This is a genomic window from Bacillus sp. Y3 (assembly GCF_008123875.1).
GTDB lineage: Bacteria > Bacillota > Bacilli > Bacillales > Bacillaceae > Bacillus > Bacillus altitudinis.
On record NZ_VSSC01000001.1, the window covers coordinates 526,041 to 540,765 of the forward strand.

The 14,725-nt window shown below is 41.1% G+C and carries 16 protein-coding genes and 1 pseudogene; 8 read left to right on the forward strand and 9 right to left on the reverse strand.

All coding sequences use genetic code 11. The annotated features are described in order from the left end of the window. Window positions 1-138: 138 nt before the first annotated feature. Window positions 139-999, reverse strand: coding sequence for a Cof-type HAD-IIB family hydrolase (locus FXF70_RS02630; protein WP_025208115.1), 861 nt, complete (start codon window positions 997-999; stop codon window positions 139-141). A gap of 391 nt (window positions 1,000-1,390) precedes the next feature. Continuing rightward, window positions 1,391-1,747, reverse strand: a complete 357-nt coding sequence (locus FXF70_RS02635) for a hypothetical protein (protein ID WP_008343305.1) — start codon at window positions 1,745-1,747, stop codon at window positions 1,391-1,393. Between the two features lie 117 nt (window positions 1,748-1,864). On the opposite strand from FXF70_RS02635, the gene FXF70_RS02640 reads away from it, so the two are divergent. Next, window positions 1,865-2,275, forward strand: a complete 411-nt coding sequence (locus tag FXF70_RS02640; protein ID WP_003215215.1) for a YwpF-like family protein — start codon at window positions 1,865-1,867, stop codon at window positions 2,273-2,275. 224 nt (window positions 2,276-2,499) lie between these two features. Here FXF70_RS02640 and mscL read toward each other — a convergent pair whose 3' ends face one another. Together mscL and fabZ are read right to left on the reverse strand one after the other, a co-directional pair. After that, a complete protein-coding gene (gene mscL / locus FXF70_RS02650) occupies window positions 2,500-2,895 on the reverse strand; it encodes a large conductance mechanosensitive channel protein MscL (RefSeq protein WP_007497563.1) in 396 nt (131 codons plus the stop codon). 126 nt (window positions 2,896-3,021) lie between these two features. Beyond that, complete coding sequence (gene fabZ / locus FXF70_RS02655; protein WP_007497564.1) at window positions 3,022-3,456, reverse strand: 3-hydroxyacyl-ACP dehydratase FabZ; 435 nt, start codon at window positions 3,454-3,456, stop codon at window positions 3,022-3,024. A gap of 219 nt (window positions 3,457-3,675) precedes the next feature. Here fabZ and FXF70_RS02660 point away from each other — a divergent pair, with 219 nt between their 5' ends. After that, window positions 3,676-4,731, forward strand: a complete 1,056-nt coding sequence (locus FXF70_RS02660) for a tetratricopeptide repeat protein (protein WP_008343319.1) — start codon at window positions 3,676-3,678, stop codon at window positions 4,729-4,731. Window positions 4,732-4,745: 14 nt separating this feature from the next. On the opposite strand, the gene FXF70_RS02665 is transcribed toward FXF70_RS02660, so the two are convergent. From FXF70_RS02665 to spoIIID, 4 genes are all read right to left on the reverse strand, one after another. Beyond that, window positions 4,746-5,564 carry a flagellar hook-basal body protein gene (locus FXF70_RS02665; RefSeq protein ID WP_007497568.1) on the reverse strand — a complete coding sequence of 273 codons (819 nt, stop codon included), beginning with the start codon at window positions 5,562-5,564 and terminating at the stop codon, window positions 4,746-4,748. 30 nt (window positions 5,565-5,594) lie between these two features. Continuing rightward, window positions 5,595-6,434, reverse strand: a complete 840-nt coding sequence (locus FXF70_RS02670) for a flagellar hook-basal body protein (protein WP_017360018.1) — start codon at window positions 6,432-6,434, stop codon at window positions 5,595-5,597. A gap of 134 nt (window positions 6,435-6,568) precedes the next feature. Continuing rightward, window positions 6,569-7,570, reverse strand: a complete 1,002-nt coding sequence (gene mbl, locus FXF70_RS02675) for a cell shape-determining protein Mbl (protein ID WP_007497573.1) — start codon at window positions 7,568-7,570, stop codon at window positions 6,569-6,571. A gap of 185 nt (window positions 7,571-7,755) precedes the next feature. Further along, window positions 7,756-8,034 carry a sporulation transcriptional regulator SpoIIID gene (gene spoIIID / locus FXF70_RS02680; protein ID WP_008343327.1) on the reverse strand — a complete coding sequence of 93 codons (279 nt, stop codon included), beginning with the start codon at window positions 8,032-8,034 and terminating at the stop codon, window positions 7,756-7,758. 347 nt (window positions 8,035-8,381) lie between these two features. Between spoIIID and FXF70_RS02685 the strand changes: the two genes are divergently transcribed. The 3 genes from FXF70_RS02685 (at window position 8,382) to FXF70_RS02695 (ending at window position 10,707) form a co-directional block, all read left to right on the forward strand. Then, on the forward strand, window positions 8,382-8,795 hold the full coding sequence (locus tag FXF70_RS02685; protein ID WP_026050165.1) for a MarR family winged helix-turn-helix transcriptional regulator: 414 nt from the start codon (window positions 8,382-8,384) through the stop codon (window positions 8,793-8,795). Between the two features lie 15 nt (window positions 8,796-8,810). Continuing rightward, entirely contained in the window at window positions 8,811-9,998 is a 1,188-nt protein-coding gene (locus FXF70_RS02690) for an MFS transporter (RefSeq protein WP_007497577.1), read from the forward strand. A gap of 109 nt (window positions 9,999-10,107) precedes the next feature. Beyond that, window positions 10,108-10,707, forward strand: a complete 600-nt coding sequence (locus tag FXF70_RS02695; protein ID WP_008343330.1) for an undecaprenyl-diphosphatase — start codon at window positions 10,108-10,110, stop codon at window positions 10,705-10,707. Between the two features lie 33 nt (window positions 10,708-10,740). Here the strand turns inward: FXF70_RS02695 and FXF70_RS02700 are convergent, their stop codons facing one another. Further along, window positions 10,741-12,132: an MFS transporter gene (locus FXF70_RS02700; RefSeq protein WP_144625606.1), complete on the reverse strand. Its 1,392-nt coding sequence runs from the start codon at window positions 12,130-12,132 to the stop codon at window positions 10,741-10,743. A gap of 176 nt (window positions 12,133-12,308) precedes the next feature. Between FXF70_RS02700 and FXF70_RS02705 the strand changes: the two are divergent. From FXF70_RS02705 to FXF70_RS02715, 3 genes and pseudogenes are all read left to right on the forward strand, one after another. Beyond that, window positions 12,309-13,197 (forward strand): annotated as a pseudogene (locus tag FXF70_RS02705) (transporter substrate-binding domain-containing protein). Between the two features lie 41 nt (window positions 13,198-13,238). Then, window positions 13,239-13,916, forward strand: a complete 678-nt coding sequence (locus FXF70_RS02710) for an amino acid ABC transporter permease (protein ID WP_081832172.1) — start codon at window positions 13,239-13,241, stop codon at window positions 13,914-13,916. A 10-nt stretch (window positions 13,917-13,926) separates the two neighbouring features. Then, window positions 13,927-14,667 carry an amino acid ABC transporter ATP-binding protein gene (locus FXF70_RS02715; protein WP_035389775.1) on the forward strand — a complete coding sequence of 247 codons (741 nt, stop codon included), beginning with the start codon at window positions 13,927-13,929 and terminating at the stop codon, window positions 14,665-14,667. Window positions 14,668-14,725: the final 58 nt, after the last annotated feature.

The window sequence follows — 14,725 nt, forward strand, 5'->3', positions numbered from 1 at the left end:
AACTTCCTTACAAGCGGGTTATATTCATAATTAAATTATATGATGTTCCATAGCAGGTGTAAATAGAAGTAGTTCTGAATTCCTCTTTTGTAGAATGCGCTTCATCCTATGTCATTTATACAAATCCATACGATTCAATTATTTCAAAAGATGTTGAATCATATGTGCCACACCATGTTCATCATTTGTTAACGTGACGTGATCAGCTAATTCTTTTATATCCTTTCTCGCATTCCCCATTGCAATTCCAACCCCAGCTGCCCGAATCATCGATTCATCATTTAAACTGTCTCCTACAGCCGCTGTTTGGCTTAATGGAATACCGAGCTTTTCTGCCAGCCTGGTTAACGCCTGCCCTTTCGACGCTTCCTTTGCACCAATTTCAAAGTTATGATCAGCCGAACTAACCAATGTTAATTCAGAATCATGTCCAAACGCATCCCATCCGGCTTTCAATCTGTCTTGAAAAAATGAGAAACCTAAGATGTTATAAAACGAAAGATTCTGATCCTCACGAAACAATTCTTGATATGTATCAATATAAGCAAAACCTGACTGGCTGTATTGAACTTCAGCCGCTTGCTCAAGAACACGCTGATCCGTTTCTGGATTTGCACTCTTTAAGCGGTCCATTTCTATCGCCAGAAGCTCTCTGCCGCGGTTTGGTGTGTAAATGGCTTCATTCGTAAACACTTCATAGTAATAATCACGCTCCTCAAGCCATGATAAGATGTGTTTTGCTTTTTCTTCTTCTAGAACAGCCGAATGATATACCTGACCTTTGGGATCATGAATCACAGCTCCATTTGCACTGATGACCCACGTATTCATCCCAAGCTGATCAAAAATAGATTTCACATCAAAATACGCTCTTCCTGTTGAAACGACAACCTCAATCCCGCTCGCTGCTGCTTCCTTTAACGCCTGCTCGTTTTCCTGACTCACTTTGTGCTCACTGTTCAATAAAGTTCCGTCTAAATCCGTTGCGATTAATTGAATGTTTGTCATCGGTCTCTCCTTTTTTGCCTTCATTTTCAGTTGACCTTCCGTTTATCAAATCCATCATCATTATGAAATGAGTATCCACTATTTGCAAGGGATGATCGGCTTATCAATGAATATAAGAGTACCCGGTCACGCTACATGACCGGATACGCATAAGGGGATTCACAGAGGACACATGACTGATACAAAGAAACATTGGTTCTACTATTACGCAGTGGATATGTGTACAAGACAAAGTCTATCAGCTATAGCTAGAGGGGGGCCGCGAGATGCTAGACCTTTGCCTTTTGCCTCCTTTCCTTTCAGTTAACCCTAGTCTACTGAGAAATAGCACAAGAGACAAAAAACGAAAATGACAAAATCGTTCTTCAAATTCTTTATTTTCTCAATCATTTTTACTTTTTACCGCTTGCGTATAAAACATCATCTTATTTTGTTTGACGAAATACTTATTTTTCATAAATTGATAAAAAACATCTGAATGAATCCAATTACTAGAAGGCATGTGAATATAGTCAGACCCGTCCCACGCAAACCAATAAAAACAAAGCCTTCCATCATGAATTGACAATTGAAATTCAAAACAGTCCATTTGATCGTCTGTCACGTATTGAAAAGTGAGGGACTCCCCTTCTTCCATATACACATCACAAAATGAGAGAATGTCTCCCCATGTATAGACCCTCACATTGCTTTCCTTTTCCTCACCAATATGTATGTTTCGAAGTTGATAGGACTCCATAAAACATCTCCTTTCACTTATATGCAGCTAGTTCTGAGTAGGCAGCGGTTTCATTTATACAGATGTTGTATGCTATAATGATACTTACGAATAATGAACGCTTGTGAGGTGATAAATATGAAAACCTTTAGGCTGATTGATTTAAAAATCGAACTTGATCCAAAGCAAGATAAAATGTCCAGCATTCCCCTTCGTGACGGCTTAATCATTAATAAAGAAGATGGCGAAAATCACTGGATGATCGAGGCACTGATTCCAAAGAAGCATAGACAAGTGTTTGAGGTGCTCTTCCAGCAGCATACAGAAGTAAAGATTCTCGTGACGATTACAAAAGAAAACAACCGCCCTGTTCATCTATCGGTCCAAGTCAAAAACATCGTTGCCTTAGAAGAAAACATATCTGTATTACTCGACGGTAAAATGATCACAAATCGTTACAGAACAGAAACCGAAGAAGTATTAAAAGACCTCGTCAAAGAGGGGCTGTCAGGAGAAAAACTGCTGGATGCTTTTAAACAGAACACATAAAAAAAGAGCGGGATGAGCCGCTCTTAGATGGTTGACAAAGGGCTAAAATGAACTTTATTTTAGCCCTTTGTCTTCCTTTTCAGCGTGATAGAAAACCTTTGAAGTCAAGGAAGGGCGATCACCGGAGCAGAGCGAATTTAATATTCGTGAGCACCGGAGCACAGCCCTGACAAAGAATGCGAGGGTTTGTCTACACGCTGAGAGCGGGATGAGCCGCTCTTTTTCTATTGCACATCTTTCGATTGGCTTTGATTTTTCAATAAATCTCTAATTTCGGTTAACAACACTTCCGTTTGATCTGGCGTTTCAACCACTTCTTCTTCCTCTACCTTTTTCCGTTTTAATTTATTTAAATAACGAATAAAGATAAAAATGGAAAAGGAGATAATCAAGAAGTCGACCACTGTTTGAATGAAACTTCCATACAAAATTTGAGCAGAACCGATTTTAATAGACAATCCGCTAAAATCGTGCCCCCCCACAATAATACCAACAAGCGGCATAATTAAATCATTCACAAGAGAAGTGACAATTTTGCCAAATGCTCCCCCGATGATGACACCGACAGCCAGGTCAATCACATTCCCCTTGACGGCAAACTCTCTAAATTCTTTCAGCATTCTTTATCACCTTCATCTTTTTTTGTCTAATATGACGTTTTTTTGTCAAAAAAGCAAGTCCTTATCCGCTTTGGCTGAATGTTTCCATATAAAAAACGGTTCATACATGATGAACCGTCAGACACATTACGATACTTTAGGACCGATAGAAAATGTCAGTTCTGCTTCACATGCCACTTCGCCATCTACTGTTGCAACTGCTTTTCCTTTGGCAACTGGACCGCGAAGACGCGTGACTTCAACCTCTAAACGTAGCTGATCGCCGGGTTTGACCTGTCTTTTGAATCGGCAGCTGTCAATCCCTGCAAACAAACCAATTTTCCCTTTGTTCTCTTCTTTACCTAACATGATGACCCCAAAAACTTGAGCGAGCGCTTCTACAATAAGCACACCCGGCATGACGGGGTATCCTGGGAAATGGCCATTAAAAAATTCTTCATTTACTGTGACATTTTTGATTCCAACCGCTCTTTTCTCACCATCAACTTCTAAAATACGGTCAACCAATAAAAATGGATAACGGTGTGGAATAATGTCTTGAATTTGCTGAGCATCAAGCATGTCTTGATCTCTCCTTCTTTTCTATATCGCTAATCTTCATTTGATTCCTATTGAAGTATATTATGAATGCAGTCATTTTTCAATGTCTAGCCAACAATTATGGTAAAAAATAACATCTATTATTACCTATTGTCATGAAATATAATCCACTCTACACTCATCGTTTTTTCACAAATATGGTAATATATATTACATCATTGATTGAATAAGAGGGTAAAAATGAATTTTATAAGCGATAAATCCATTAAAAAACTTCTCCATTCGTGGTATACAATGCTAAAACATCGACACTTTTCGAAGGCTGAAGAGATCAAAACGTCCTTAACCAAATATAAACGTAGATTGTCAAAGAAACAGGAGCTTCATTTACATTATCAGCTTATGCTTTTTCGCCATCAGCTCTGGATGAACCAAACAGAAGACTTAGAAAAACTGAAGCATGAACTCATGCTCCACAAAGATCAAATGAATGATCAACTACAATATTATTTTTACTTTTTTCTCGGTTTATACGAATCTTTAAAGAGCGATCAAAATGATGCCATTCATTATCTTGAAAAAGCAGAAGAGAAACTGCCCCTGCTAGACGATGAGCTAGAGGAAGCAGAGTTTCATTTCCGTACAAGTGGTGTTTATTATAACAACCGCTATTCACTGTTATCCATTCGACATGTTGAAAAAGCCATGAATATCTTTGCAAAGCACGGGGATATCCACAGCATTTATCGGTGCAAAATTGTGCTCGCACTTAACTTTAGTGACCAAAAAAAATATGAAGAAGCAGAAGCGATTTTTATTGAAATTATCGAATACGTGAAAATGATTGATGACCAAGAACTGCTTGGTATCGTGTATTATGACGCTGGTTTTATCAAGTCAAGACAAAACCGTCATAAGGAAGCACTAGAATACTTTAAAAAAGCGCTTCGGCTCCCAGCATACCGGAAGTCTGCCCACTCCTATGTATCGTGTCTCTATGAAACTGTGCGTTCCTGCTTTAAAGAGAATTTAACTGATGAAGGAATGAAATATATTCAAAAAGGGCTAAAAGAAGCCGTTGATGCCCAATTTGATCTATTAAGAATCAAGTTCCAAATTTTATTCCTTCTCTACAGCCAAACGCCCAAGGCAGATGAACAGATTGCTACACTCGTCACATGTCTTGAACGAAAAGAAGCCTGGATTGATCTTGAAGATCTGCTTGCAGATGTCTCAGATTTTTATAAAAAAAAGGGCGACTTTGAGCGAGCCGCCTTTTTTATCATGAGAGGCTGACATCCGCCTGCTCATTATCGAATGGTATTAATGAGTCCTAGCATCTGATCGCCCATCGTAATGGTTCTTGAGTTCATCTGATACGAACGCTGTGTTGTCATGAGGTCTGTTAATTCTTTAGACATGTCCACATTCGACGTTTCAAGTGCACCTTGCTGAAGTTGAATGGCCTGACGGTTTGCCCCATTCAGTGCCGTTAAAGCGCCTTGATAGTTGCCGTCGACTGAGAACAAATTTTCTCCTTCAGAGATGAGTGCTGAAGAATTATTCACTTGAACAACCCCAAGATTCACCTGCTGATTCGGTTGATTGCCTCGAGAAATAGCTGTAAGCCGGCCATTTTTATCGATAGAAATATCACGGAAATTCGCATTTAAGACAATCTCATTCCCGTTTTCGTCAAGAATCGGATGGCCTTCGCTTGTCACCAGCTGGACTTGATTCCGATTATTTCCTGGCTGTAAATAAAGAGAGCCATCTCTTGTATACCGGATGTTACCGCCAGCATTGACCTGCAAATACTGAGATGGCGCACCAAATGCAACATCAAGGTCACGGCCTGTTTCTTTAATAGACCCTTGCAATGAGTTAATGGATGCATTGACCATCGTACCAGTTCCAAGCCTTAAACCAGCAGGTGTCAGACGACTGTTTGCCACCTGCTCATTTTTTTCATCTACCTGATTAAACTGTTGTCTGACCAGCTCTGAAAAACGGGTGTTTTTCGCGCGATACCCTGTTGTTTCACTGTTTGCGATGTTATTACTAATGATATCAAGCTGCTTTTGCACCTCGTTCATCGACACAGCTGCATTGATCATCGTTCTAAGCATGAGAATCCTCCTCTCTCTTTCATTTCTTCATTAATACACTCTTCCGATTTCATTCACTGCTTTTTCTAAACTTTTATCATATGCCTGAACCACTTTTTGGTTTGTTTCAAATGCGCGGTAGGCTGTTGTCATTTCTGTATATGATTTCGTCACATCAACGTTCGACAGCTCTGATACACCTTGGCTTAATGTATAGGACATTTGACCGTTATTGACCGCACTTGGAAGAGGCTGGTTATCAGCTGTACGGTATAAATCATTTCCTTCACGCGCAAGGTTTCTTGTATCCATTGCAACACGTACATCAATTTGTCCAAGGTTTTGTCCGTTTTCACTCACGGTTCCATCTGCGTTCACTTTGAAATTCTCACTTTGAACGGTAATCGGCTGGCCCGTCACGGAAAGAAGGGCACGTCCATTGATCGTCAGCTGATTTTGATCATTCAATGTAATGGAACTGCTTTTCGTATAACGAACGCCTTCTGGTGTATTCACAGCATAAAAAAGCGCTGACTTTTGATTTGTCTCCGGGTTGATGGGTACATTATTTTCTACTAATGCGATATCAGTTGTTTGATCCGTTGTTTTTAATGTTCCTTGTGTAAATTGGGGAATCAATTCCTGCATGTATGTTCCCGTATTAATTCCGCCAATCGCCGTTTGCTGCGGGATACTAAAGCCTTTGCCTGAAGATGTTTGGAAACGTCCTGATTCCATTCGGCTTAGCAACATTTCTGGAAATGCGCGCATGGCCCCTTCATCTGCTTTATAGCCTGGAGTATTCGCATTTGCGATATTATTTGAAAGCATTTCTGTCCGCCGCTCTTGAGCGATCATGGCAGATGTTGCGGTGTATAGTCCTTTTAACACGTGCTCACCTCATTCAAATTCTTTCACATGACCTAAAATCATCAGTACACAATCTTCTATGAAATATATCGGCATATTGGCAGGCTTCTTTAATAAAAATCCCCCATTCTTTCTAAAAAGAATGAGGGAAATCATTAGCTGAGTTTACGCTTTGGCAGCTTGTCCATATTATCAAGCATCACGCCAGTACCAACTGCTACACAATCCATTGGATTTTCTGCAACGAAAACTGGTACTTTCAGCTCTTCTGCAAGCAATTGATCAAGCCCGTTTAGAAGCGCTCCGCCACCAGTAATGATGACGCCGCGGTCAATGATATCAGCTGATAATTCAGGTGGTGTTCTTTCAAGAACTTGTTTCGCAGCCTGAACAATGGCAGATACAGATTCACGTAATGCTTCTTCTACTTCTTTGCTTGTGACGGTAATCGTTCTTGGTAATCCTGTCACCATGTCTCGTCCACGAATCGAAATCTCTTCGTGACGTGCGTCTGGGAATACCGTTGCAACTTGGATCTTAATGTCCTCTGCAGTTCGCTCACCGATCAACAGCTTGTACTCTTTTTTAATGTAGTTTAGAATTTCCAGGTCAAATTTGTCTCCAGCCATTTTAATAGAAGAGGCGGTTACAATGTCACCCATCGAGATGACAGCGATATCTGTCGTTCCGCCTCCAATATCTACGACCATGTTTCCACTTGGCTGAAAAATATCCATACCAGCACCAATTGCTGCTACTTTTGGCTCTTCTTCAAGAAATACATGCTTCCCGCCGCTTTTTTCAGCAGCTTCTTTGATTGCCTTCTGCTCAACAGATGTAATGTTTGTCGGGCAGCAGATGAGCATACGCGGCTTAGAGAACAGCCCTTTCACATTCAATTTGTTAATAAAATGCTTGAGCATCGCTTCAGTTACTTCAAAATCAGCAATTACGCCATCTTTTAATGGACGAATCGCAACAATATTCCCAGGCGTACGTCCAACCATACGTCTCGCTTCTTCTCCAACAGCTAATACTTTCCCGCTGTTTTTATCAAGAGCGACAACAGATGGTTCATTTAACACAATTCCTTTTCCTTTGACATGAATCAGTACATTTGCAGTACCAAGATCAATTCCAATATCCCTAGCAAACATCTATATATATCCTCCTTGAAAATCTGTTTCCATAGCAAATACCACATTCTGCCCTAATTATATATTCTATCATAATTTGCAGAAAAAAAGATATTTCTTTACAAAAGTCTTTACAAAATTTGTGGTTAGAAACTACCGATAAGAGGAAGATATATATATCATGTTTATGAACAAAGAACTAAAGCTTACTGTTTTACAGGCTCACCTTCTAAAATTTCTTCTTTTTTATACTTTAACTTTGTGGCTTCTCCCCCTCGCAGGTGACGGATTGATTTATGATAATCCAGTATCTCCTTCACTTCGTTAGCCAGATCTGGATTAATTTCTGGCAGTCTTTCTGTTAGATCCTTGTGTACAGTACTTTTAGAGACTCCAAATTCTTTCGCAATTACACGAACGGTTTTCTTTGTCTCCACGATATACTTTCCTATCTTGATTGTTCGCTCTTTGATGTAATCGTGCACACCACTCGACCTCCCTAAAATGGATGTGAGAAGTGTGAAATGAGATCCGTATCAATATTATCCATTTTCAGCGGCGCTTGTTCGTCTTAATTTCTCATCCATTAGTTAGCAAATGCCAAACACGATCCCTCACCTCAAACACTCTCTTTGTCAGGTTTGTAACAGTGTATTAGCATTGCATAGGGAATATGCTAAAAATGAAGATGGGACAAGGGATTTATCAGAAAAGACAAAACAAAAAATCATTTCGAGTGGCGAAAATTTTCACTTTACAAGCATCGGTGTAACACGTAAAATAGGAAAGGTGAATTTATTTACCTAGATAAATAATGAATAAAGGTGAGCCTATGGATACGTTAAACAGAGAGTGTTTACATCAAATACATCAAAGCGCGCGGCTGCTGTCTAAAAAAGCGAACGAAGCGCTTGCTGCTTATGACTTGTACATGTCCCAGTGGACTGTACTTTTTTGTTTGGATACATTCGGCCCTAAAACGCAAAAAGACATTTGGACCTATTTGAACGTCGAAGCACCGACGATTACCAGAACCGTGACGCGTCTAGAAGCAAACGGCTGGGTGAAACGAGTCCAAGGAAAAGACAAACGTGAGAATCTCATCGTCATGACAGACGATGCAAAAGCAAAGTTTAAAAAAATCAAACAGACGATGGAACAATTTGAAGAAGAATGTCTTTCAGATTTTACCTACGAAGAAAAACAACTCCTCCATACACTTTTACACAAATTATCAACTGAATAGGAAGTGACATACACCATGAACGAACGCATTTGGACAAAAGACTTTATCATGATTGTCCTGGTGAATTTATTTACATTCACCTCTTTTTATGCCCTTTTGACACTACTCCCCATTTACACAATGGATGAATTAAATGGAACAGAATCACAGGGCGGCCTCCTTGTGACGGTCTTCTTATTATCAGCAATTGTGACAAGACCATTTTCAGGGGCCATTATTGAGAAATTCGGCAAGAAACGCATGGCGATTTTTTCTTCAACAGCTTTTGCCCTGCTCACTTATTTATACATTCCAATTGATCAATTCCAAACACTTCTCATGCTGCGTTTCGTGCAAGGAATCTTCTTCAGCATTTTGACAACCGTAGCAAGTGCCATTGCAGCTGATATGATTCCGAAACATAAACGAGGAGAGGGTCTTGGATACTTTGTGATGTCGATGAACCTTGCCGTGGTCATCGGTCCGTTTATCGCACTGAATCAAGTCGGAAAAGTAGGATTCCATTCTTTATTTCTGCTCTTTTCCATCATCGTCTCCATCGGCGCAGCTTTCACGATGCTGATTAGACAACCAGAGCCTGAAAACGGCGGAAGTGTCATCTTTCGATTCACTTTTTCTCACCTGTTTGAAAAAGGTGCTTTAAAAACGGCAGCAGTTGGAATCATTATCTCCTTCTGTTACTCGCCGATCATTTCATTTATTTCAGTCTATGCCAATTCCCTGAACCTAATGGGTGCAAGCAGTTATTTCTTCATTGTTTTTGCAGCTGCGATGCTTGGATCACGTCCATTTACAGGCAGACTGTTTGACCGAGTCGGGCCTCATATAGTGATCTACCCATCGATTGCTCTCTTTGCGATTGGTTTATGGATGCTGACCGCTACCCAAACAGCCACCATGCTTCTTTTATCCGGCGCTGTCATCGGCCTTGGCTACGGCTCTTTGGTGCCATGTCTACAAACACTTGCGATACAGCACTCACCAGCACACCGTACAGGCTACGCCACAGCAACTTTCTTTACCCTGTATGATACGGGGATTGCCGCTGGATCATTTGTCTTCGGACTGCTTGTCAGCTTCACAGATTTTTCAAATGTATATCTCATTGCTGGCGTTGTCGTGTTACTCAGCATGGGCGTTTTTTATTGGAGCGAACGAAAACCGCAAGAAGCAAAAGCACAAAAGGTTTCCCTATCAGAATAGGATACTGTTTTAAACTTCACTGAAAACATGCTAAAATATAGGATATTTCAAATGAACAGATAGGTCTTTTGAAAAATAGTTGGCGTTAAGCGAAAGTATAGGTGATGTTTTGAATTACGAATTGTTTAAAGTCATACACGGGATGGCTCATCATTCTGAGTTTTTAGATCAGGCCATGATTTTCATTACGAAAAAGGCCATTCTCGTATATGCCCTCGTCTTATTGATTTGCTGGTTTTTAGGTAATCACAAATTTAAGAAGCATGTCTTCTTTTCTGGTGTAACAGGCATCGTGGCACTCATCGTCAATTTTGCTATTACGCTGTTTTATTATGAAGAGCGGCCGTTTGTGGCGCACAAAGTCGACACACTCATCCCGCACTCAGCAGACGCTTCCTTCCCAAGTGACCACACAACAGGTGCACTGGCTCTTTCACTAGCCATTCGATCCCGTAATAAAAAACTCGGCAATATTTTGCTTGTTTTTGGATTACTGACAGGGTTCTCCCGCATCTGGGTCGGTCATCATTATCCATTTGATGTATTAGGCAGCTTGATCGTATCGATTGTGGTTGTCTTTATCATGAATAAATTATGGAAGTTCTTTGACTCTCCAATTGACCGTATCGTGACATTTTACGAGAACATTGTGGGCAAAATTTTCAGAAGGAAGCAAAAGGACCAAGGATCAGACCTGTCCAACTCTTAAGCGGCTTGCGATAAAGTATGGAAGACCTCTCTTCTACTTTATCCCAGCCGCTTTTTTCATTGTTTGTTTTCCTCTGACCATACTCGAAAAATAAAGGCTGACGCTAATGCCGACAAGAGAAATCATGATCAATGTCCAGCCTAATTGGTCAAAATGAGAACCTGCAATTTCCTCACCAAACAGCATGCCAAGCACGGCAGATGACAGAATGGAACCAAGGTACCTGCATGTTTGAAAAAGCCCAGAGGTCGTGCCAATCATTTGTTGAGGGCTCGCTTTTAACATCGCAGCTTGAAGCGCAACATTTCCAATCCCGTAACTGAGTCCAAGCAAAGCAAGAACCAGTCCTTTCCCCCAGAATGGCGCAGGAATAAAAAAGAAAGTCATGGCGGAAGCGCCGGCCAGCATCAGCACAGCACTTGCCAAAACAGGGTGCCGTTCATCGCCGCGATCTACCCACTTGCCAGTCAGCGGCGATACCATAATGCTCACGCCAGACATGCAAAGCATAAAGAGACCCGTCATCTCCACACGCCAGCCCAATTCATCCTGAAAATAACTTGGCAAGCCAAAAAAGAGGCAATAGAAGAAAATATTCAAAATGATAAATTGCACATACACAAGCGAAAGCCGTTTCTCCTGCCTGAACATCCGAATTTGGATAAATGGCTCATCCACCTGATATTCCCACCATATAAAAGCACCTGCACTCACAAGACAGAGAATGCCCTGTACATACTGAATACCATCAGATAGTGATAATAAAAAAGAAAGCAAAAGGACAATACAAACTGTAAATAGAAACATCCCTGGCAAATCAAGCTTTCGGACAGTGTCTCCGATACGCAATTTTTTCTTTTTCTCCTTAGGAAACAAGGAAAGGCCTAGAAAAAAACTAATCAATATGAATGGCAGATTCACTAAAAAGATCGCCGGCCAGCTGCCGATTGTCATCAAAAACCCGCCAAGTGTCGGCCCGAGTGCTGTCATCGCTGAAGCAAAAATAGACAATACCGCTAAAGCAGAAGCTTGTCGTTCCTTCACATGATCCCGAATCAGTCCAACACCTGAAGGATAGATCGCACTGCTTCCAATCGCCTGAAGAAGCCGGATTACAATCAGCACCGCAAAAGTCGGGGCAAACGGCGCACAAATGGCTGAGACTGCCACTAGAACTAGTCCAAATAAAAATAAAGTTCTCCGGCTCATCACATGATCTCCAATTCGTCCACTCACCGGCTGCGTGACCGCGCTGGCCAAATAAAAGGTTGAAATGAGCCAAGATACCGTCGTAAACGACAAACCGAACTCATGCTGAATTTGATGCAAGGCTAAAGAAATCATTGAGGAATTCAATGGATTTAACATCGTGCCAAAAGCAATCGCCGTTAAAAAGACTTTTCTGTTGTTTTTCCATTTGATCATACACCCGCCCCCTTCTTTTGACATACACGTTCTTTGTCTATCTCCTCGTTATTATGAGATTCATTTCCCTTTTTTACCCTTAGCAATTCAAGTTCTCTCTCCGAAAAGCAAGACATACATTCTAAAAAGGGCAAGTGTTGGAAAAGCGCATATAAAATTGAGAATATGAGGAACAAATGGTAAGATGCTACACATATTTAAAAGCCTACTTTCTCCTTATACGGAGAACGGCTGAAAAGGAGGAGATAGCTTATTATTAAAAAAAGACGGTTTTGGGTCCCAGCCCTTTTCTCGGTTGCAGTATTACTTCTGTCTTCGTGCGGTTCAAATGAAACAAATGGGAACGGAGATAAACGTAATTCTACAGCGAAAGGGTCGCCGATTTTGGAGGATGGGAAATTTATTTTTGCAGCATCAGGTGAATTCCACCCATTCAGTTACATGGATGGAAACCAGATGTCCGGCTTTGATATTGATGTCGGCAATGCGATTAGTGACAAGATGGGCCTAGAGCCTGTACAGAAAAAATATAAATTCGCAGGCATCGTCGAAGGCGTCAAAGCAGGTAAATTTGATGCGGCCGTTGCAAGTCATACCATCAACGAGGAACGAAAAAAACACGTCCTTTTTTCTCAACCGTATTACTACTCCGGTCCGCAAATCTTCACAAGACCCGGTGCAGACATTCACAGTGCAGATGACTTAAAAGACAAAGAAATCGCTGTCTCTAAAGGTTCGTCCTATGCGGATATTGCCAAAGAACATAGCGGGCAGGAACCAAAATATTACGACAGTGATGTTGTCGCTTTAGAAGCACTAGCCAACGGCAAACACGATGCGGTCGTCACTGATTTTGCCACAGGTGCAGAAGCCATGAAGAAAAAACTTAAAATTGAAGCACAAGAAAGACTCGGGCAAAGTGAGCAAGCAATCGCTGTCTCTAAAGACAATAAAGAGCTCATAAAAGAAATCAACGATGCGATTGACGCACTTAGAAAAGACGGAACATTAAGACAAATTAGCGAAAAGTATTTTGACGAAGATATTACCGTCAAACAGGATTAAAACCACGATTGTGCGCCTTTCTCTAGGCGCACTTTCTTCAAATGGAGATGATTGTTTTGCCTACCTTATCACACTTTTTTCAAACGCTGATTGATTCTAGAGGCGTTTTCTTAGAAGGAATGCTGCTCACCTTACAACTCACTGTCATCAGTATTTTCATCGGCATGTTCATCGGGCTTTTCTTTGCCTTACTAAAAATATCCCACGTAGCCGTTTTCGGTTATATCGCAAATGCCTATATCTTCCTTGTACGCGGGACACCACTCATTGTGCAGATTTTTATCCTGTATTTTGGGCTGACAGAATTAAATATACCCGACTTTTGGGCAGCCTCTATTGCGCTTGCCTTCCATAACGGTGCCTATATAGCAGAAATATTTAGAGGTGCGATTCAATCAATCGATCAAGGTCAAAAAGAAGCAGGACGTTCTCTTGGCATGGGGCGATTTCTAACCATGAGACGTATCATTCTCCCGCAAGCGATGCGGCGTGCCCTCCCCCCTCTCGGCAATCAGTTTATTATCGGCTTAAAAGATTCATCACTTGCCGCCTTCATCAGCGTCAATGAACTCTTTAACATCGCCACCACTCAAGGTTCCAACAGTTTTGACAACATGACGTACTTACTTGTCGTGGCTGTCTATTACTTAGTTCTTGTCCTGCTGTTAACATTCGCTGTGCAAACCGTTGAGAAGAAACTTTCAGTCAGTGATCATTAGGAGGAGAAGCATGACAGAATCAAAAGAGATCATTCGTGTTGAAAAACTGAATAAATACTTTGGAGAGCTGCATGTCTTAAAAGATATCGATCTCACTGTATATGAAAATGATGTCGTCGTCTTAATTGGTGCAAGCGGCTCTGGGAAAAGCACCTTGCTCCGTTGTATGAATTTTTTAGAAATAAAAAATGACGGTCAGATCATCATTGATGGCAGTCCCGTTCATCCAAAACGAGATCAATTAAATGAAATGAGGCAGAAAATAGGCATGGTGTTTCAGCATTTTAATCTCTTCCCGCACAAAACCGTGCTTGAAAACATCATCGAAGCACCGGTCATGGTGAAAAAAACAAAGAAAGCACAAGCGATAACTGAAGCCAATATCTTATTAGAGAAAGTCGGACTAGCGGATAAAGCAAAAGTGTACCCTTCAAAGCTATCAGGCGGTCAAAAACAGCGCGTTGCCATCGCACGAGCTCTCGCCATGAAGCCCGATGTCATGTTATTTGACGAGCCTACTTCTGCGCTGGACCCAGAGCTTGTAGGCGAAGTGCTGCAAACCATGAAAAGTCTTGCCAAAGAAGGCATGACAATGGTCATCGTCACTCATGAAATGGGCTTCGCAAAAGAAGTAGCTGACCGAGTTGTTTATATGCATGAAGGACGAATTGTCGAACAAGGTACCCCATCAGAATTATTTGATTCTCCTCAAGAGGAGCGAACCAAATTGTTTCTCAGTTCGATTTTATAGGTCAAACGCCCTTTATTTTTCGTCGTTCATACACGTTTATTCTCATTTTTTACGAACT